The organism is Paracoccus sp. S-4012, from assembly GCF_009674885.1.
In the GTDB taxonomy this organism is placed as follows: domain Bacteria; phylum Pseudomonadota; class Alphaproteobacteria; order Rhodobacterales; family Rhodobacteraceae; genus Paracoccus.
Genome location: NZ_WKKA01000001.1, coordinates 511,674 through 530,966 on the forward strand (window position 1 = coordinate 511,674; position 19,293 = coordinate 530,966).

Consider the following 19,293-nt stretch of genomic DNA (forward strand, 5'->3'; position numbering starts at 1 on the left):
GATGAAACCCACAGACACGCAGGACATCGCCACCTGCCAGCGGATCAGCGCCATGCTGAGCCGGATCGGCGACAAGTGGACGCTGCTGATCGTGCGCGCTTTGGGCCGCGAGCCGATGCGGTTCAATGCGCTCAAGCGCGAACTGGGCAGCATTTCGCAGAAGATGCTGACGCAGACGCTGCGCAACCTCGAGCGGGACGGGATGGTCAGCCGCACGGTGACGCCCTCGACCCCGCCGCAGGTGGAATACGCGCTGACGGCGATGGGGCACGACCTGTTCCGCCCGATCGCCGCGCTGGCCGAGTGGACCTGGACTCATGCCGACGCAATCGAGGCAGCGCGGGCGGCCTATGACGGGCGGAGCGGTCAGGATTTGAGATAGGCCATGAGCTCGGCGTAAAGCGCCGGCGGCAGTCGCTCGGCATTGTCGATGACGAGGCGGCTGCCGGGGGCGAGTTGCGACGGATCTTCGGGAAGGTCCGGCGCCTGGGCGGCAGGCGCCGGCATCGGCAGCGTCGTGCTGGCCGCGCCTTCGGTGAGAATCCGCGGCATCGGCGTGTTCACCGCGTCGCGCAGCGCCCGCTCCTGCGCCTCACGCATGGAAGTCGCGAGGTCCGCCTCGTTGCGCGCATGAAGGTGGCCCAGCTGCGCGTCGAGCTGCGCCTGCACCTGGCTCTGCATCACGGCTGTCGCGTCGGCCAACTGCGCCTGGATGTCCTCGACCCCCTGGATGTAGCCCTCGTTGTAACGCTGCTGCAGCGCCTCGGGGGTGCAGCCGTCGGCCACCGGACCCGTGACTGCGAAGGCGGGGGCGGCGAGGAAGGCGAAGAAGGCGAGCAGAGGGCGCATCATGTGTCCTTTCCGGGCAGACGATCTTTCTGCGGAAGATCGAGACGATCCTTCGCAGATCGTGGGGAACGCGCGGGCGAGCGATGGGTTCGCCCCTCGACAGCCGATCCCCGCCGGGGGAGAATGGGGCATGAAGCAGAGCGACAACCCCGCCGACCCGTTCAAGAAGGCGCTGACCGAGGCCACGCGAACGCTGGCCGAGGAGCGCGAGCTGAACGTCACCTACACGGCCGACCCCTCGGGCGTCGCGGGCGACACCATGCGCTTGCCGCAGATCAGCCGCCGCCTCACGCGCGACGAGATCCTGCTGGCGCGCGGCACCGCCGATGCGCTGGCGATGAAGCTGCGCCACCACGAATCGGCGGTTCACGCGAAATACGCACCGCCCGGCCCGATGGCGCGCGAACTCTACGAGGCGATGGAGACCGCGCGCTGCGAGGCCGTCGGCGCGCGCGAGATGCCGGGCGCGCTCAGCAACATCGACGTCAAGCTGGGCCATGAGGCCGAACGCAAGGGCTACGGCCGCATGACCTCCACGGCCGAGGCGCCGCTGGCGGTGGCGGCCGGCTATCTCGTGCGCGAGAAGGCCACGGGGCGCGAGTTGCCGTCCGCGGCCCGGCACCTCGCCGATCTCTGGCGGCCGATGGTCGAGGCCGAGGCGGGGGGCACGCTCGAGCGGCTCGAGGCCGCGCTGGCCGATCAGGCGGCCTTCTCCCGCCTCTCGCGGCAGGTGATCGCCGATCTCGGCTACGGCGACCAGCTGGGCGACGACCCCGACGCCGGCGAGGACGAGCCGGAGGAGGAGTCCGAGCCCGACGAGGAGGCCGGCGACGCCCAGTCCCGCGACCAGGAGGAGCAAGACGAGGCCGAGGCCAGCCCCGAGCGCAGCCAAGAGACCCAGCAGGACGAGCAGCAGGCCTCCGTCAGCATGGACGAGGCGGCCGAGGACGAGATGGCGGACGAGGCCGAGATGCCCGACGCCGACATGCCGCCCGACCTGCCCCCGCCGGTCAGCGACGCCAATCCCGACTACAAGGTCTTCACCCAGGCCTTCGACGAGGAGATCGCGGCCGAGGACCTCGCCGAGCCGGCCGAGCTGGAACGCCTGCGCGCCTATCTCGACAAGCAGCTCGAGCCTTTGCGTGGCGCGGTGGCGCGGTTGGCCAACAAGCTGCAGCGGCGGCTGCAGGCGCAGCAGAACCGCAGCTGGGAGTTCGACAAGGAGGAAGGGGTGCTCGACGCGGGCCGCCTCGCCCGTGTGGTCGCGAACCCGACGACGCCCTTGAGCTTTAAGGTCGAGAAGGACACCGAGTTCCGCGACACCGTGGTGACGCTGCTTCTGGACAACTCAGGCTCGATGCGCGGACGGCCGATCAGTATCGCCGCGATCAGCGCCGATGTCCTGTCGCAGACGCTGGAGCGGTCGAACGTCAAGGTCGAGATCCTCGGCTTCACCACGCGCGCCTGGAAGGGCGGCCAGTCGCGCGAGGCGTGGCTGGCGGCGCAGCGGCCGGCCCAGCCGGGCCGGCTCAACGACCTGCGCCACATCATCTACAAGCGCGCCGACGCGCCCTGGCGGCGGGTGCGTCCGAACCTCGGGCTGATGATGAAGGAGGGGCTGCTGAAGGAGAATATCGACGGCGAGGCGCTGGAATGGGCGCATCGTCGGCTGGTGAAGCGGCCTGAGGTCCGCAAGATCCTGATGGTGATCTCGGACGGCGCGCCGGTGGACGATTCCACGCTGTCGGTGAACCCGGCGAACTACCTCGAGAAGCACCTGCGCGACGTGATCGCCATGATCGAGAAGCGCCGGCAGGTGGAACTGCTGGCGATCGGCATCGGCCATGACGTGACCCGCTACTATCAGCGCGCGGTGACGATCACCGACGCCGAGCAGCTGGCCGGCGCGATGACCGAGCAGCTCGCGGCCCTGTTCGAGGCCGATCCGCGCAAACGCTCGCGGGCGATGGCGGGCGGAGGCGCGCGGCGGGCCGGTTGAGGCCCCCGCGCCGCCTCAGCCCTTCAGCTTCGTCAGCGCCCCGCCCTTGTGGTAGGCGACATGGTCGGTCTTGTCGCTTTCGATCTCGTACTGCGGATCGTCCTCGGAGCAGTGGCGGGTGTAGCCGTTCAGCTGGAAGTCCTTCTTATGGACCTTCACGATCCTGCCGCTGACCCGCCCGGCCTCCGAGTTCCAGCTCACATGGTCGCCGACCTTGTAATGCGCCGCCATTTTGCCCTCCTGTGGTGCAATGACCGTCTTCTACAGCATCGGCCACTCGACCCGCACGATCGAGGAGTTCGTGGCGCTGCTGCGCGCATCCGGGGTGCGCCGCGTGGTGGATGTCCGCACCGTTCCGCGTTCGCGCACCAACCCGCAGTATAACCGCGACGCGCTGCCCGAGACGCTGGCGGGCTACCAGATCGGCTACACCCATATCGCCGCGCTCGGCGGGCGGCGGGGGCGGACGAAGGGCGAATCGCCCAACGGCTACTGGCGGGTGAAGAGCTTCCAGAACTACGCCGACCACACGCTGACGCCCGCCTTCGCCGCGGGGCTGGCCGAGCTGCGCGAGCTTGGCGCGCGCGAGCCCTGCGCCATGATGTGCGCCGAGGCCGTCTGGTGGCGCTGTCACCGGCGCATCATCACCGACTGGCTGATCGCGGCGGGGGAGGAGGTGCAGCATATCCTCGGGCCGGGGCATGTCGACGAGGCGAGCCTCACGCCGGGCGCGGTGGTCGGCCCCGGCGGGGTTGTCACCTATCCGCCCGAGGGGTGAGCCGCTGGAACTCGCGCGACTCTTGCGCGACAGTCGCGCCGGATCGGGGCAGGGGACGCCATGAGCTTTCAGGATTTCACCGGCGCCGCCGGGCCGCATGATGCGGCGGGGCGGCTCGCGGCGCTCCGGGCGCAGATGCGGGCGCAGACGCTCGATGCGGGGATCGTGCCGCGGGCGGATGCCTATCAGGGCGAATACGTGGCCGACTCGGACGCGCGGCTGCGCTGGCTGACGGGGTTCTCCGGGTCGGCGGGTTTTGCGATCGTGACCGCCGACCGCGCCGGCGTGTTCGTGGACGGCCGCTACCGGGTGCAGGTCCGCGCCGAGGCCGATCCGGCGCATTTCACCCCGGTGGACTGGCCCGAGGTGAAGCCCGCCGCCTGGCTGCGCGAGGCGCTGCCCGAGGGGGGGCGCGTCGGCTTCGATCCCTGGCTGCATACGGTGACGGAGATCCGCGCGCTCGAGAAGGGGCTGGAGGGGAGCGGCATTGCCCTGGTGCCGGTGCCGAACCCGGTGGATGCGGTGTGGCAGGACCGGCCCGCGCCGCCGGTCGGCCCGGCGCGGTTGCATGATGACGCCGTGGCCGGGCAGACGGCGGCCGGGAAGCGCGCCGCCATCGCGGCGGAGCTGGAGAAGGCCGGGCAGGGGGCGGCGGTGCTGACGCTGCCCGATTCGATCTCGTGGCTGCTGAACATCCGCGGCTCCGACCTGCCGCGAAACCCGGTGGTGCAGGCTTTCGCGCTGATCGAGGCGAACGGGCGGGTGGCGGTGTTCGCCGACCCCGCGAAGTTCGACGCCGGTCTCCGCGCGCGCCTCGGCAACGAGGTGAGCTTCCTGCCGCCCTCCGCCTTCGCCGCCGCGCTGCAGACGCTGACGGGGCCGGTGCGGATCGACCCCGCGACGGTCCCGCAGGCGGTCGCGGATGAGCTGGAATCGCTCGGCATCGCCATCGCCGAGGCGCCCGACCCGGTGCTGCTGCCCAAGGCGCGCAAGAACCCGGCCGAGCTTCGGGGCATGCGCGACGCGCATCTGAAGGACGCAGTGGCGATGGCGCGGCTGCTGCATTGGCTCGACGGCGCCGCGCCGGGCAGCCTGACCGAGATCGACGTGGTGCGCCGGCTGGAGGGCTTCCGCCGCGAGGCCGGCATCCGCGACATCAGCTTCGACACCATCGCCGGCTCCGGCCCGCACGGGGCGCTGCCGCATTATCGGGTGAGCGAGGCGAGCAACCGCGTGCTCGGCGAAGGCGAGCTTCTGGTCCTCGACTCGGGCGGGCAGTACGACGAGGGCACGACCGACATCACCCGGACGCTTGCCATCGGGCCCGTCGCGGAGGCGGCGCGCGACCCCTATACGCGCGTGCTGCGCGGCATGATCGCGATTTCCCGCGCCCGCTTCCCGCGCGGCCTCTCCGGGCGCGACATCGACCCGCTGGCGCGGCAGTTCCTGTGGGCGGCGGGGATGGACTACGACCACGGCACCGGCCACGGCGTCGGCGCGGCGCTCTGCGTGCACGAGGGGCCGGCGCGGATTTCGAGGCTCTCCGAGGTGCCGCTGGAGCCGGGGATGATCCTCTCGAACGAGCCCGGCTACTACCGCGAGGGGGCGTTCGGCATCCGCATCGAGAACCTGCTGGCGGTGCGCGATCTCCGCCGCGAGGCGAGCCCGGACGGGCGCGACATGCTGGGCTTCGAGACGCTGACCTGGGTGCCGATCGAGACGCGGCTGATCCTGCCGGGGCAGATGTCGGGCGAAGAGGTGGCGTGGCTGGATGCCTATCACGCGGAGGTGCGGGAGCGGGTTGCGCCGCTGCTGGAGGGCGAGGTGCGGGAGTGGCTGGTGCGGGTGACGGCGCCGCTTATGCGCTGACCCCCCACCGTCCCGCGTCCGCAAATGGGACCCTGTGCCCATTTGCGCGCATCGTCAGTCACGGGAGGACCGATCCGCCCGCGGATCGGTCAGCGTCCGCCCTCCCCACGGCGGACGCTGCCCTCTGTTGCGACAGGCCGGCGACGGGCCCCTTTCGGGGCGAATGCGCCTCGCCTATCCTGAGCCGGCCCTCAAGGAACCGCGCCCATGCCCATCCCCGACGACGCCCTCGCGGCCCTTCGCGCCCTTCTCGGCCCGCGCCTCTCCACCTCCGACTCCGAGCGCGCGACGCATGGCGCCTCCGAGACCTACCACCGCGCCCCGCCGCCCGACGCCGTTGCCTTCCCCGAGACCACCGCCGAAGTCTCGGACATCCTGAAGATCTGCAACGCGTACCGCGTCCCCGTCATGGGCTTTGGCACCGGCACCGCGCTCGAAGGCCATACGCTCGCCACCCGCGGCGGGCTGACGGTCAGCCTCATGCGGATGGACCGCGTCCTCGACATCCGCGCCGCGGACATGCTGGCCGTGGTCCAGCCCGGCGTCACCCGCGAGGCGCTGAACGAGGAACTGCGCGCAACCGGCCTCTTCTTCCCGGTCGATCCCGGCGCCAACGCCAGCCTCGGCGGCATGGCGGCGACGCGGGCCTCGGGGACCACCGCGGTCCGCTACGGCACCATGCGGGACAACGTCCTCGGACTGGAGGCGGTGCTGGCGGATGGCCGCGTGATCCGCACCGGCACGCGGGCGGCGAAATCCTCGGCCGGCTACGACCTGACCGGCCTTCTGGTCGGCTCCGAAGGCACCCTCGGCCTCATCACCGAACTGACCCTGCGCCTCCACGGCCAACCGGAGGAGGTCGCGGCGGGCGTCTGCGCCTTCCCCACGCTCGAGGCGGCGGTCGAATGCGTCACCGCCACGATCCAGTCCGGCATCCCGATGGCGCGGATCGAGTTCGTGGACGCCGCCGCCGCCCGCGCCTTCAACCAGACCTCGGGCCTCAGCCTGCCCGACCTGCCGCATCTGATGGTCGAGTTCCACGGCTCCCCGGCCTCGGTCGCCGCCGATGCCGTGGCCTTCGGCGCGCTGGTCGAGGAGTTCGGCGGCCTCGGCTTCGACTGGGCCACGACGCCCGACGACCGCGCCCGCCTCTGGCGGATGCGCCATGGCGCCTACCGCGCCTGCCTCAAGCTGCGCCCCGGCGCCACGGCGGTCGTGACGGATGTCTGCGTGCCGATGTCGGAACTGCCCGCCGCCGTCTCGGCCGCCGCCGCCGACATTGCCGCCGAGGGGCTGCTCGGTCCGATGGTCGGCCATGTAGGCGACGGCAACTTCCACGCGCAGCTTCTCGTCGAGCCGGGCAACGACGCCGAACTCGCCGCGGCCAAGCGCATCGCCACCCGCATGGCCGAGCGCGCCATCGCCATCGGCGGCACGATCACGGGCGAGCACGGCTTCGGCATCGGCAAGCGGCCCCTGATGGCGGCGCAGCATGGCGAGGCCTGGCAGGTCATGGGGGCGATCAAGGCGGCGCTCGACCCGAACGGCATCCTCAATCCCGGCAAGCTGGTCCCGGACATGAACTGACGCGTTCGTGAGCGGGCGGCGACCTGACTTCCGCCGCCTGCGCTGCGATAACCCCGACAAAAGCGCGGGAAGCGCACGGGCAGGACAGGGACAGGCATATGCGGCAGCTCATCGCGATTCTGACGATGCTCACGCTCGTGGTGGTCGCGGGCTGCGCGCGAACCCCGCCGCGCGGGCCGGGAGGGGCGGTCCATGTGGGCGGCACGGTGCCGGAACTGGGCGACACCGCCCCGCATGCCTGGATCGGCGGGCACCCCTACAACCATCAGGTTCACGGCGTCGACGTCTCGCGCTGGCAGGGCGACCTCGACTGGGCGCGGATGCGGCAGGCAGGCGTCAGCTTCGCCTTCATCAAGTCCACCGAGGGCGGCGATCATTCCGACCCGATGTTCCGCCGCTACTGGGCCGAAACCCGTGCCGCCGGCATCCCGCGCGGCGCCTATCACTACTACTACTTCTGCCGCACCGGGCGCGAGCAGGCCGAGTGGTTCATCCGCAACGTCCCGCGCGAGCGCGGCGCGCTGCCGCCGGTGATCGACCTCGAATGGACCGCGTCCCGGACCTGTCCGCGCCGGCCGCCCTCGGCCGAGGTGCAGCGCGAGGCGGCGGAGTTCATGGACATCCTGCACCGCCATTACGGCCAGCGGCCGATCATCTACACGACCGTGGATTTCTACCGCGACAGCGCACTGCGCAACTGGCGGGAGGAGTTCTGGCTGCGCTCGGTCGCGGGTCATCCGAACGTCGTCTATCCGGGCCAGAACTGGAGCTTCTGGCAGTATACCGGCACCGGCACCGCGCCCGGCGCGAGGGGGAACATCGACCTCAACGCCTTCGCTGGCAACCGCACGCAATGGGCGCAATGGCTGGCGCGGCGGTCCCAGAGGTAGCCTCGCCCGCGCGGCGGGCCCGCCTCTGGGCCGAGTTCGCCGTGCTCTTTGTCGCGGTGCCGGTGGCGATCGCCGTGGCGCTGCCGCCGCAGCGGATGTTCCAGGCGCTGTTCGTCGTCACGCTCGCGGGCCTCGTGATCCTGTGGCGCACCGGCGGCTTTGACTGGCGCGGCCTCATGCGCGGCTGGCGCCGCGTGCCGTGGCTGGAGGCCGGGCTGATCGCGCTCGCCGTCCTCGCCGCGGGCCTCGTGCTGCTGACGCTGCTCAGGCCCGAGGCGCGGTTCCTGATCCTGCGCCAGCGGCCGGAGTTCATGCTGCTGATCTGGGCGCTCTACCCGATCTTCTCGGCGCTGCCGCAGGAGCTGGTGTTCCGCGCGCTCTTCTTCCACCGCTACGGCGCGCTGGTTCCGCACCGGCCCTCGGCGCTGATCGTCAATGCCGGGGTCTTCTCGCTCGCGCATCTGATGTACTGGTCGCCCGTGGTTCTCGCCATGACCTTCGTCGGCGGCTGGCTGTTCGCGCGCGCCTATGTCCTGCGCGGCTTCCCCGCCGCCTGGGTGCTGCACGCGGTGGCCGGCAATGCGGTCTTCGCGGTGGGCCTCGGGACCTGGTTCTACTCGGGCAACGTGGTGCGCCCGTTCTGATCCTCGGGAGGGTCCATCATGTAGTTGCGCGTGATCGGCAGCGAGTCGTTGCGCCGCGCCAGCTGCACCTGGAACACCACCAGCCGGTGCAAGCGGAAGGCCATTTCCGGCCCCAGCAGGTAATACCGCCACATCCTGACGAACCGCTCGTCATAGAGCGCCTCGGCCTCCGCCGCCCGCGCCTCGAACCGCGCGCGCCATTCGGCCAGCGTCTCGGCGTAGTGCCGGCGCCAGACCTCGACATCGGTGATCGTGACCCGCTCGCGCTCGCAGGCCGTGGCAATCTGCGACAGCGACGGCAGTGCGCCGCCGGGGAAGATGTATTTGCGGATGAAGCTCGAGGTCGGCGCGGGTGGCCCCGACGAGCCGATGGTGTGCAGCAGCGCCACCCCGTCATCGGTCAGCCGCTCGCGCACGGTGCGGAAGAACTGGCGGTAATGGGGCGTGCCCACATGCTCGAACATGCCGACCGAGACGATGCGGTCGAATTGCCCCTGCACCGCGCGATAATCGAGAAGTTGCAGGTCGATCCGGTCAGCCATCCCCTCCGCCTCGATCCGCCGCCGGGCCCAGGCCAGCTGCTCCTGCGACAGCGTGACGCCCGTCACCCGCGCGCCGTAGTCGCGGGCGAGCGTCAGCGCCATGCCGCCCCAGCCGCAGCCGATGTCGAGGACGCGCATCCCGGGCTCGATCCTCAGCTTCCTGGCGATGTGGTGCTTCTTGGCCTCCTGCGCCTCGTCCAGCGTCATGTCCGCGCGCGGCCAGTAGGCGCAGGAATACTGCCGGTCGCGGTCGAGGAAGAGCTCGTAGAGCTCGCCCGAGAGGTCGTAGTGATGCGCCACGTTGCGGCGCGCGCGGGCGGCGCGGTTCCACTCGGTGAACGGGCGCATGGCGTTCCGCACCGGGGTCAGCCGCCAAAGCGCCCAGCCGCGGGGTTCGACGGCCCGGTTGGCGAGGGCGAGGGTCAGGAAGCCCGCGAGGTCGTCGCCCTCGATCGTCAGCCGGCCATCCATGTAGGCCTCGCCGACGCCCATGTCGGGGTCGCGCAGGATCGCCCGCATGGTAGGCCGGTCGTGGATGCGGATGGCGACCGCGGGCGCCGGCGGCGTCACCGCGCGCGACGATCCGGCCGGCGCCGGCGCCTCGGGGCCCGGCCCGTAGCGGCGTGTCCGGCCGTCGGGATAGGTTACGGTCAACTCGCCCCGTCGCAGCACGCTGCGCAGCAGCGTATCGAGAATCCGGTCCAGCATACGGCCCCTCGGTTTTCCGCGGCCGCTTGCGGGCCGCCTGACCACGGGACTGTGACAAATGTTTTTGGCATGGGGAAGGGCTCCCGCCTGCGCTTGACTTCATCCTTGTTGCGGGTTTGACCCTGCGGCGCGCCACCAGCCCGAGGGTTTCCCATGAGTTCCTATCGCAGCCACACCTGCGGCCAGCTTTCGGCCGCTGATGCCGGGGCGGAGGTTCGGCTGTCGGGCTGGGTGCACCGGGTGCGGGACCACGGCGGCGTGCTGTTCATCGACCTGCGCGACCATTACGGCATCACGCAGGTGATCGCCGACGGCGACAGCCCGGCGTTCGGGTTGCTGGAGAAGCTCAGGGCCGAGACGGTGGTGCGGATCGACGGCCGGGTGAAGCTGCGCGATGCCGCGCTCGTGAACCCGAAGCTGCCGACCGGCGCGATCGAGGTCTATGCGACGGATGCCGAGGTCCTCGGCCCCGCCGACGACCTGCCGCTGCCGGTCTTCGGCGATCTCGACTACCCGGAGGAGACGCGGCTCGCCTACCGCTTCCTCGACCTGCGGCGCGAGTCGCTGCACGCCAACATCATGCTGCGCGCGCGCGTGATCCGCTGGCTGCGCGATGCCATGTGGGACGCCGGCTTCACCGAGTTCCAGACGCCGATCATCACCGCGTCGAGCCCCGAGGGCGCGCGCGATTTCCTGGTGCCCTCGCGGCTGCATCCGGGAAAATTCTACGCGCTGCCGCAGGCGCCGCAGCAGTTCAAGCAGCTGATCATGGTCGCGGGCTTCGACCGCTATTTCCAGATCGCCCCCTGCTTCCGCGACGAGGACCCGCGCGCCGATCGCTCGCCCACGGATTTCTACCAGCTCGACATGGAGATGTCGTTCGTCGAGCAGGAGGACGTGTTCGCGGCGATCGAGCCGGTGATCCGGGGGGTGTTCGAGCAGTTCGGCGGCGGCCGGCGGGTGGAGGCGGACTGGCCGCGGATTCCCTACGCCGAGGCGCTGCTGAAATACGGTACCGACAAGCCGGACCTGCGGAACCCGATCGAGATGCAGGTGGTTTCGGAGCATTTCCGCGGCTCGGGCTTTGGCATTTTCGCCGGCCTGCTGGAGCAGGAGGGGACCCAAATTCGCGCGATCCCGGCGCCGGGCGGCGGCTCGCGCAAATTCGCCGACCGGATGAACGCCTTTGCGCAAGGACAGGGGCTGCCGGGGATGGGCTACATCTTCTGGCGCAGGGGCGAGGCCGGGACCGAAGCCGCCGGGCCGATCGCCAAGGCCCTTGGGGAGGGGCCGACCGAGGCGATCCGGGCGCAGCTGGGCCTTGGCGAAGGCGACGCGGTGTTCTTCCTCGGCGGCCGCCCGGAGCAGTTCGAGGCGGTGGCGGGCCGCGCCCGGACCGAGATCGGCCGCGAGTTGGGCCTGATCGACGAGGACCAGTTCCGCTTCGCCTGGATCGTGGATTTCCCGATGTACGAGAAGGGCGAGGACGGGCGGATCGACTTCTCGCACAACCCGTTCTCGATGCCGCAAGGCGGGATGGAGGCCCTGGAAGGTGACCCGCTCGAGGTGCTGGGCTACCAGTACGACCTCGCCTGCAACGGCTACGAGCTGGTCTCCGGCGCGATCCGCAACCATCGCCCGGAGATCATGTTCAAGGCCTTCGACCTCGCCGGCTACGGCCGCGAGGAGGTGGAAAAACGCTTCGGCGGCATGGTGAAGGCGTTTCGCTACGGCGCGCCCCCGCATGGCGGCTGCGCGGCCGGGATCGACCGGATCGTGATGCTGCTGGCGGACGAGAGCAACATCCGCGAGGTGATCATGTTCCCGATGAACCAGCGGGCCGAGGACCTGATGATGGGCGCGCCCTCCGAGCCGACCGGCGAGCAGCTGCGCGAGCTCAGGCTCAGGGTGGTCAGGGAGGAGTGAACCACGCGCCGCCCGGCGCGTTGAAACGGCGATGCGACGAGGAGCCGGCTTGACCATCCCCTTCCCCGAGCTTGCGGCGATCCGCCTCGGCACCGGCCTGTCACCCCGCCTGGCGCCGCCTCCCGACCCCGCAGCGGTGCTGGCAGACGCCGCGGCTGCCGCCGCCCGGCCGCCGCATGTCACGACGGCCGATGCCCAGACCGCGCATCGCGAGTTCTCCCGCCTCAGCCGCGCCCGCAACGAGGCGGCGAAGGCCGCAGGTGACGGCAAGGTGCCCGAGGCCGAGGCGCAGGCCTTCAAGGACTATCGCAAGTCGCTGTTCCAGGTGTCGGAGGGTTTCCTCACCCTGCGGCTCGCGCAATGCGCCGCCGCGCCGGTCGGCTTTGGCGAGCGGCTGGTCCAGTTCTGGGCCGACCATTTCACCGTCCGCCCGTCGGGGCCGGGGTTGCACCCAATGGCCGTGGCCTTCGTCGAGGAGGCGATCCGGCCAAACATCACCGGCCGCTTCGGCGACATGCTGAAGGCAGCCGCAACGCATCCGGCGATGCTGAGTTTCCTCGACCAGAACCGCTCGATCGGGCCGCGCTCGCCCGCGGCGGTGCGCTCGCGCCAGCCACTGGGCCTGAACGAGAACCTCGCCCGCGAGATCCTCGAGCTGCACAGCGTCGGGGTCGGCGCGGACTACACGCAGGAGGATGTCCGCAGCCTCGCGAAGCTCCTCACCGGCCTCAACTACGAGCCGGGCGAGGAGCGGCGCTTCTTTCCCGCGCGAGTCGAGCCGGGGCCGGATGTGGTCCTCGGGCGCAGCTACGGCGGCACCCGGCCGCCGCAGCTCGACCATATCCTCGAGGCACTGGACGACCTCGCGATCCGGCCCGAGACGGCGCGTCACCTCGCCTCGAAGATCGCCACGCATTTCGTCTCGGACACGCCCGAGCCGGGGCTGGTGGATGCGCTCGCCGCGGAATGGACCGCCGGCGGGGGCGACCTTTCGCGCGTCTATGCAGTGCTCATCGACCACCCCGCCCTCGCCCGGCAGTTCCGCGAGAAGATCCGCCAGCCCTTCGACTTCATCGCCGCCGCGCTCCGCGCGCTCGACGCCGACCCGGCGCGCCTCGCGGGCCTCGGCCCCAAGGCGCGGCGGCGGGTGTTCCTCGGCCCGCTCGACCGCATGGGCCAGCCCTGGCTGGCGGCCTCCGGTCCCGACGGCTGGCCCGAGGCGGCCGGCGCCTGGATCAGGCCGCAGCTTCTGGCCGAGCGCATCGACTGGGTGATGAACATCCCCCAGCAGCTCACCGAGCCGCTGCCCGACCCGCGCACCTTCCTGCAGGCGGCGCTCGGCGATACGGCGGGGGCGGGTCTGGTGCAGGCCGTGCCGCGGGCGGAATCGATCCGCGAGGGGGTGGGGCTGGTCCTCGCCTCGGCGGAGTTCAACCGGCGATGAGGGGCGGCATGAACAGACGCGGGTTCCTGCGCGGCGCGCTGATCGGCTGCTCGGCCGCGGCGATGCCATGGCTGACACCGGTGAGCCTGGCCGCGGTGCCGGGCGAGGGGCGGCTCGTGGTGATCGTGCTGCGCGGCGCGATGGACGGCCTCGACGTGGTGCAGCCCTGGGGCGATCCGGCGCTGCGGTCCCTGCGCGCCACGCTGAGCGCCGGACCTGAAGGCGGCGCCCACGACCTCGACGGCTTCTTCGCGCTGCATCCGGCGCTTGGCGACCTCATGCCGCTCTGGCGGGCGGGGGAACTCAGCTTCGCCCACGCCGTCTCGACCCCTTATCGCAACAAGCGCAGCCATTTCGACGGTCAGGACCTGCTCGAGGCAGGCCTGCCCGGCGACGGGCCGGTGCCGGGGGCGCAAGACGGCTGGCTGAACCGCCTGCTGCAGGTGGTGCCGGGCACCACGGCGGGCACGGCATGGTCCGTCGGCAACCAGCAGATGCTGGTCCTGAACGGCGAGGCCCCCGTCAGCAGCTGGTCGCCGGAGGCCGATCTCGCCGTCAGCCCGCAGGCGCGGATGCTGCTCGAGCGCATCTACGAGGACGACCCCCTCTTTGCGGGGGCGGCGGCGGGGGCCGTCGCGGCCGATGATCTCGACGGCGGCGAGGGTGAGCGGGGCGCCGCCGCGCTCGCCGCCTATGCCGCCGCACGGCTGAACGAGGAGGCGCGGATCGCCAGCTTCTCGATCAACGGCTGGGACAGCCACGGGCAACAGCAGCAGGTGATCGGCACGGCGCTGAAGCAGCTTGGGGCGGCGATCCTCGCCTTGCGCGAGGGCCTCGGGCGCAACTGGGACCGCACCGTGGTGATGGCCGTGACCGAATTCGGCCGCACCGTGCGCCAGAACGGCAATGCCGGGACCGACCACGGCACTGGCGGCGCGATGCTGATGGCCGGAGGCGGGGTCCGCGGCGGCCGGGTCTTCGGCGACTGGCCGGGCTTGGGCGAGGGGCAACTCTACCAGGATCGCGACCTGATGCCGACCGGTGACGTGCGCAGTTATCCCGCCTGGGCGATGGCGGGCCTGTTCGGGCTCGACCGCGGGACACTGGAGCGGGTGGTGTTCCCCGGGCTCGATCTTGGGCGCGATCCGGGGATTCTCGCGTGACAGCCGGTCCGAAGCGTGACGCCGGCCGCGCGGGCGGGCAGACTGCGCCCGGCATCGATTCGGTGGCGGCACGATCTTTCGCAGGAAGGACTGCCGCAATCTGAGGGGACGACGCATGGCGGAACCCGGTCCGGTCCGGCTGAACGGTCTCGGGGTCGCCCTGCCGCCGCATGTCCTGACGCAGGCGGACGTCCTCGCCCGCGCGCGCGCGCTCCTCTCGCCGCGCTTCCCCGGCTTCGAGCGCATCGCCCCCGCCTTCCTCAACGCGGGGATCACGCAGCGCCACAGCGTCGTGCCGCTCGACTGGTTCGGCGAGGGCCACGGCTGGCAGAGCCGCAGCGCCGCCCATCTCGCGGGCGCGACCGCGCTCTTCGAGATCGCCGCCACCCGCGCCCTCGCGGAGGCCGGGATCGAACCCCCGCAGATCGACGCCGTCGTCACCGTCTGCTCGACCGGCGTCCTTACCCCCACCTTGGAGGCCCGCGTCGCCCTCGGGCTGCGCCCGGACGTGCTGCGCCTGCCGGTCTTCGGCCTCGGCTGCGCCGGCGGCGTCAGCGGCCTTTCCGTCGCCCGCGAACTCGCCGCCGCCGCCCCCGGCCGCCGCGTGCTGATGGTCGCGATCGAGACCTGTACGCTGCTGTTCCGCATGGACCGCCTCGCGAAGGCCGACATCATCGCCACGGCGCTCTTCGGCGACGGGGCCGCGGCGGCGGTCGTCTCGACTGCGGGCGACGGCCCGGTTCTCGGCGCGGGGCGACAGCACAAATGGCCCGATACCCTCGGCGTGATGGGCTGGGAGGTGCTCGACGACGGCCTTGGCGTGATCTTCGACCGCGCCATCCCCGATTTCGCCGCCGAGCATCTGCGTCCGGCGATGGACGCCGCCCTGCGCGACATCGCCGCGGTGGACCGCTTCGTCTGCCACCCCGGCGGGGCGAAGGTGATCACCGCGCTCGAGACGGCCCTCGACCTGCCCGAGGGCAGCCTCGACGCCGAGCGCGAGGTGCTCGAGGCCTGCGGCAACATGTCGGGCCCGACGGTCCTCTTCGTCCTCGACCGCATCCTGCGGCGCGGCGCGCGGGGCCGCATGATGCTCGCCGCCCTCGGCCCCGGCTTCACCCTGTCGCTGCTGCCCCTCGACGCCGCATGACCGCGGCCCCCGTCTTCCTCGCCTTCATCCTCGCGCAACGGCTCGCCGAACTCGCGCTGGCCCGTGCCAACACCCGCCGGCTGCTGGGCGCCGGGGCGCGCGAGCATGGCGCCGGGCATTACCCGCTGATCGTCGCCGTCCACGTCGCCTGGCTCGCCGCCCTCGCGGTCCTCGGCTGGGACGGCCCGGTGCATCCCGGCTGGCTTGCCCTCTACGGGCTGCTGCAACTCGCCCGCCTCTGGGTGCTGGCGACCCTCGGCCGCCGCTGGACCACCCGCATCCTCACCCTGCCCGGCGAGGCGCCCGTCACCGCCGGCCCCTTCCGCCTCCTGCGCCACCCGAACTACGCCGTGGTCGCGGGCGAGATCGCCGTCGCGCCGCTGGTCCTCGGCCTGCCGTGGATCGCGCTGATCTTCGCGCTGCTGAACGCCCTCGTCCTGCGCATCCGCATCCGGGCCGAGGCGGCCGCATGGCGCGGCGCTTGACTTCGGGTCTTTTGCGGGCTTGACGCTTGGCCCGCGCCAGCAGCCCGAGGATTTCCCATGAGTGCCTATCGCAGCCACACCTGCGGCCAGCTTTCGGCCGCTGATGCCGGGGCGGAGGTTCGGCTGTCGGGCTGGGTGCACCGGGTGCGGGACCACGGCGGCGTGCTGTTCATTGACCTGCGCGACCATTACGGCATCACGCAGGTGATCGCCGACGGCGACAGCCCGGCCTTTGCGCTGCTCGAGAAACTGCGGGCCGAGACGGTGATCCGCGTGGACGGCCGGGTGAAGCTGCGCGATGCCGCGCTCGTGAACCCGAAGCTGCCGACCGGCGCGATCGAGGTCTATGCGACGGATGCCGAGGTCCTCGGCCCCGCCGACGACCTGCCGCTGCCGGTCTTCGGCGATCTCGACTACCCGGAGGAGACGCGCCTCGCCTACCGCTTCCTCGACCTGCGGCGCGAGTCGCTGCACGCCAACATCATGCTGCGCGCGCGCGTGATCCGCTGGCTGCGCGACGCCATGTGGGACGCCGGCTTCACCGAGTTCCAGACCCCGATCATCACCGCCTCCTCGCCTGAGGGCGCCCGCGATTTCCTCGTGCCCTCGCGGCTGCATCCGGGAAAATTCTACGCGCTGCCGCAGGCGCCGCAGCAGTTCAAGCAGCTGATCATGGTCGCGGGCTTCGACCGCTATTTCCAGATCGCGCCGTGCTTCCGCGACGAGGACCCGCGCGCCGACCGCTCGCCCACGGATTTCTACCAGCTCGACATGGAGATGTCGTTCGTCGAGCAGGAGGACGTGTTCGCGGCGATCGAGCCGGTGATCCGGGGGGTGTTCGAGCAATTCGGCGGCGGCCGGCGGGTGGAGGCGGACTGGCCGCGGATTCCCTACGCCGAGGCCATGCTGAAATACGGTACCGACAAGCCGGACCTGCGGAACCCGATCGAGATGCAGGTGGTTTCGGAGCATTTCCGCGGCTCGGGCTTTGCCATTTTCGCCGGCCTGCTGGAGCAGGAGGGGACCCAAATTCGCGCGATCCCGGCGCCGCGCGGCGGCTCGCGCAAATTCGCCGACCGGATGAACGCCTTTGCCCAGGCGCAGGGGCTGCCGGGGATGGGCTACATCTTCTGGCGCAGGGGCGAGGCCGGGACCGAAGCGGCCGGGCCGATCGCCAAGGCCCTTGGCGAGGGACCCGTCGAGGCCATCCGGGCGCAGCTGGGCCTTGGCGAAGGCGACGCGGTGTTCTTCCTCGGTGGCCGCCCGGAGCAGTTCGAGGCGGTGGCGGGCCGCGCCCGGACCGAGATCGGGCGCGAGCTGGGCCTGATCGACGAGGACCAGTTCCGCTTCGCCTGGATCGTGGATTTCCCGATGTACGAGAAGGGCGAGGATGGCCGCATCGACTTCAGCCACAACCCGTTTTCGATGCCGCAGGGCGGGATGGAGGCGCTTGCCGGTGACCCGCTCGAAGTCCTCGGCTACCAGTACGACCTCGCCTGCAACGGCTACGAGCTGGTCTCCGGCGCGATCCGCAACCACCGCCCGGAGATCATGTTCAAGGCCTTCGACCTCGCCGGCTACGGCCGCGAGGAGGTGGAAAAACGCTTCGGCGGCATGGTGAAGGCGTTCCGCTACGGCGCGCCCCCGCATGGCGGCTGCGCGGCCGGGATCGACCGGATCGTGATGCTGCTGGCGGACGAGAGCAACATCCGCGAGGTGATCATGTTCCCGATGAACCAGCGGGCCGAGGACCTGATGATGGGCGCGCCCTCCGAGCCGACCGGCGAGCAGCTGCGCGAGCTCAGGCTGCGGGTGATCAGGGAGGAGTGAGCGGCAATGGCCTCTGACACGCGCCCCCTCGGCCGCGTGGTCGAGGGCTTCCGCCCGCCGCCGTCGCCCGGACCCGACCGGATCGAGGGGCGATTCGTTACGCTCGAGCGGCTCGATCCCGCGCGCCACGCGGCGGACCTGTTCGAGGCCAATCGCGGCCATGACGCGGTCTGGGACTGCCTCTTCGTCGGCCCCTTCGGGACCCTCGACGACTATCGCCTCTGGCAGGAGACCGCGGCCAAGGGCACCGATCCGTTCTTCTACGCCCTCCGCGACCGCCGCTCGGGGCAGGTCGGCGGCGTCGCGGCCTTCATGCGGATCGACCCGGCGCATGGCGTGATCGAGATCGGCAACATCCAGATCGCGCCGGTCCTGCAGCGCACGCCGGCATCCTCCGAGGCGATCATGCTGATGATCGACTGGGCCTGCGATTCGGGCTACCGGCGGGTCGAGTGGAAGTGCAATGCGCTGAACGCGGCCTCGATGCGGGCGGCGGAGCGCTATGGCTTCACCTATGAGGGCACGTTCCGCCAGCACATGATCGTCAAGGGCCGCAACCGCGACACCGCCTGGTGGGCGATCACCGATGCCGACTGGAAGCGCATCAGGGCGGCGCAGGAGCAGTGGCTCGCGCCCGGCAACTTCGACGAAGACGGACGGCAGCGGCGCAGCCTCGGATCGTTCCGGGCCTGACCTCACACGCCGGCATCGGCGAGGCGCTGCCGGACCATTCCGCTGACCCGCGCGAGTTCCGCCGCGAGCGGCCGTCCCTCGGCATGCTCGCGGGCGAGCGCCGCCGCCGCCTCGCCCAGCCGCGCGTCGTGGGAGGCGCGCGCGAGCCCGGCGAGGAAGCCCGCGACATAGTCGATGCAGCCGGGGCTGTCGGCCGCCGCCAGAACCTCGGCCGCATGCACGAAGTCGTCCCGCAGCGCGCTGCCGTCGGGGATGATGCGGTCGTCGATCACCAGCCGGGGGCCGAGGGGCCGGGCGTCGGCGGGGAGGTTCGACAGGATCATGTGCTGGAAATGGGCGAGGCTCTCGACCGGCTTGGCGAGGAACGCGTCCGCCCCGGCCTCGAGCGCGGCGGCGCGGCTGTCGGGATCGCCCGACATGCCGAGCAGCACCGGCACCCGCGGTGTCGCACGGGCCATCGCGGCGATCAGGTCGGCGCCGTTGCCGTCGGGCAGGCCGAGGTCCACGATCACCACCGCCGGGCGGTAGCAGGCCATGTGCCGCGCCGCTGCGCGCAGGCTGTCCGCGCGCCGGATGCGCGCGCCCGAGCGCAGGCAGAGGAGGCGCACCGCCTCGCTGGCGAAGCGCGAATCCTCGACCACCAGCGCCGTCAGGCCCAGCAATGGCCGGCCGGGCGGTCCCGCCCGCCACGGCAGCACCGCCTGCGCCTGTTCCGCGATCACCATGCTCTCCATCC

18 protein-coding genes are annotated in these 19,293 nt (G+C 71.3%); 14 read left to right on the forward strand and 4 right to left on the reverse strand.

Annotation, left to right across the window (positions count from 1 at the left end; translation table 11 throughout):
* The first annotated feature begins 1 nt into the window (after position 1).
* Complete coding sequence (locus GI374_RS02535) at positions 2-382, forward strand: helix-turn-helix domain-containing protein (protein WP_154335421.1); 381 nt, start codon at positions 2-4, stop codon at positions 380-382.
* Here GI374_RS02535 and GI374_RS02540 read toward each other — a convergent pair.
* Positions 367-849: a hypothetical protein gene (locus GI374_RS02540; protein ID WP_154335422.1), complete on the reverse strand. Its 483-nt coding sequence runs from the start codon at positions 847-849 to the stop codon at positions 367-369. The two genes, GI374_RS02535 and GI374_RS02540, sit on opposite strands and share 16 nt — an antisense overlap.
* Before the next feature lie 130 nt (positions 850-979).
* Here GI374_RS02540 and cobT point away from each other — a divergent pair, with 130 nt between their 5' ends.
* The gene (gene cobT, locus GI374_RS02545) at positions 980-2,848 is read left to right on the forward strand and encodes a cobaltochelatase subunit CobT (RefSeq protein WP_154335423.1); all 1,869 of its coding nucleotides are present in this window, start codon (positions 980-982) and stop codon (positions 2,846-2,848) included.
* Between the two features lie 15 nt (positions 2,849-2,863).
* Here the strand turns inward: cobT and GI374_RS02550 are convergent, their stop codons facing one another.
* Positions 2,864-3,079: a DUF2945 domain-containing protein gene (locus tag GI374_RS02550; protein ID WP_154335424.1), complete on the reverse strand. Its 216-nt coding sequence runs from the start codon at positions 3,077-3,079 to the stop codon at positions 2,864-2,866.
* Between the two features lie 19 nt (positions 3,080-3,098).
* Between GI374_RS02550 and GI374_RS02555 the strand changes: the two genes are divergently transcribed.
* The 5 genes from GI374_RS02555 to GI374_RS02575 all read left to right on the forward strand — a co-directional run bounded on the left by GI374_RS02555 (position 3,099) and on the right by GI374_RS02575 (position 8,616).
* Complete coding sequence (locus GI374_RS02555) at positions 3,099-3,626, forward strand: DUF488 family protein (RefSeq protein WP_154335425.1); 528 nt, start codon at positions 3,099-3,101, stop codon at positions 3,624-3,626.
* A 60-nt stretch (positions 3,627-3,686) separates the two neighbouring features.
* A complete protein-coding gene (locus tag GI374_RS02560; protein WP_154335426.1) occupies positions 3,687-5,495 on the forward strand; it encodes an aminopeptidase P family protein in 1,809 nt (602 codons plus the stop codon).
* A 207-nt stretch (positions 5,496-5,702) separates the two neighbouring features.
* Positions 5,703-7,082 carry an FAD-binding oxidoreductase gene (locus GI374_RS02565; RefSeq protein WP_154335427.1) on the forward strand — a complete coding sequence of 460 codons (1,380 nt, stop codon included), beginning with the start codon at positions 5,703-5,705 and terminating at the stop codon, positions 7,080-7,082.
* A gap of 98 nt (positions 7,083-7,180) precedes the next feature.
* Entirely contained in the window at positions 7,181-7,972 is a 792-nt protein-coding gene (locus tag GI374_RS02570) for a GH25 family lysozyme (RefSeq protein WP_154335428.1), read from the forward strand.
* Complete coding sequence (locus GI374_RS02575) at positions 7,936-8,616, forward strand: CPBP family intramembrane glutamic endopeptidase (protein ID WP_370515100.1); 681 nt, start codon at positions 7,936-7,938, stop codon at positions 8,614-8,616. The genes GI374_RS02570 and GI374_RS02575 overlap by 37 nt, the downstream gene beginning before the upstream one ends.
* Here GI374_RS02575 and GI374_RS02580 read toward each other — a convergent pair.
* Entirely contained in the window at positions 8,586-9,866 is a 1,281-nt protein-coding gene (locus tag GI374_RS02580) for a cyclopropane-fatty-acyl-phospholipid synthase family protein (RefSeq protein ID WP_154335429.1), read from the reverse strand. The genes GI374_RS02575 and GI374_RS02580 overlap by 31 nt on opposite strands.
* Positions 9,867-10,019: 153 nt before the next feature.
* On the opposite strand from GI374_RS02580, the gene aspS (GI374_RS02585) reads away from it, so the two are divergent.
* The 7 genes from aspS (GI374_RS02585) (at position 10,020) to GI374_RS02615 (ending at position 18,557) form a co-directional block, all read left to right on the forward strand.
* Positions 10,020-11,792, forward strand: a complete 1,773-nt coding sequence (gene aspS, locus GI374_RS02585) for an aspartate--tRNA ligase (RefSeq protein ID WP_154335430.1) — start codon at positions 10,020-10,022, stop codon at positions 11,790-11,792.
* Positions 11,793-11,841: 49 nt separating this feature from the next.
* Positions 11,842-13,236 carry a DUF1800 family protein gene (locus tag GI374_RS02590; protein WP_154335431.1) on the forward strand — a complete coding sequence of 465 codons (1,395 nt, stop codon included), beginning with the start codon at positions 11,842-11,844 and terminating at the stop codon, positions 13,234-13,236.
* A gap of 8 nt (positions 13,237-13,244) precedes the next feature.
* On the forward strand, positions 13,245-14,399 hold the full coding sequence (locus GI374_RS02595) for a DUF1501 domain-containing protein (RefSeq protein WP_154335432.1): 1,155 nt from the start codon (positions 13,245-13,247) through the stop codon (positions 14,397-14,399).
* 115 nt (positions 14,400-14,514) lie between these two features.
* On the forward strand, positions 14,515-15,549 hold the full coding sequence (locus GI374_RS02600; protein ID WP_154335433.1) for a type III polyketide synthase: 1,035 nt from the start codon (positions 14,515-14,517) through the stop codon (positions 15,547-15,549).
* A complete protein-coding gene (locus GI374_RS02605; RefSeq protein WP_154335434.1) occupies positions 15,546-16,034 on the forward strand; it encodes an isoprenylcysteine carboxyl methyltransferase family protein in 489 nt (162 codons plus the stop codon). The genes GI374_RS02600 and GI374_RS02605 overlap by 4 nt, the downstream gene beginning before the upstream one ends.
* A 57-nt stretch (positions 16,035-16,091) precedes the next feature.
* Positions 16,092-17,864 carry an aspartate--tRNA ligase gene (gene aspS / locus GI374_RS02610; RefSeq protein WP_154335435.1) on the forward strand — a complete coding sequence of 591 codons (1,773 nt, stop codon included), beginning with the start codon at positions 16,092-16,094 and terminating at the stop codon, positions 17,862-17,864.
* Positions 17,865-17,870: 6 nt separating this feature from the next.
* Entirely contained in the window at positions 17,871-18,557 is a 687-nt protein-coding gene (locus GI374_RS02615) for a GNAT family N-acetyltransferase (protein ID WP_154335436.1), read from the forward strand.
* A gap of 2 nt (positions 18,558-18,559) precedes the next feature.
* Here GI374_RS02615 and GI374_RS02620 read toward each other — a convergent pair whose 3' ends face one another.
* Complete coding sequence (locus GI374_RS02620; protein WP_154335601.1) at positions 18,560-19,282, reverse strand: response regulator; 723 nt, start codon at positions 19,280-19,282, stop codon at positions 18,560-18,562.
* Positions 19,283-19,293: the final 11 nt, after the last annotated feature.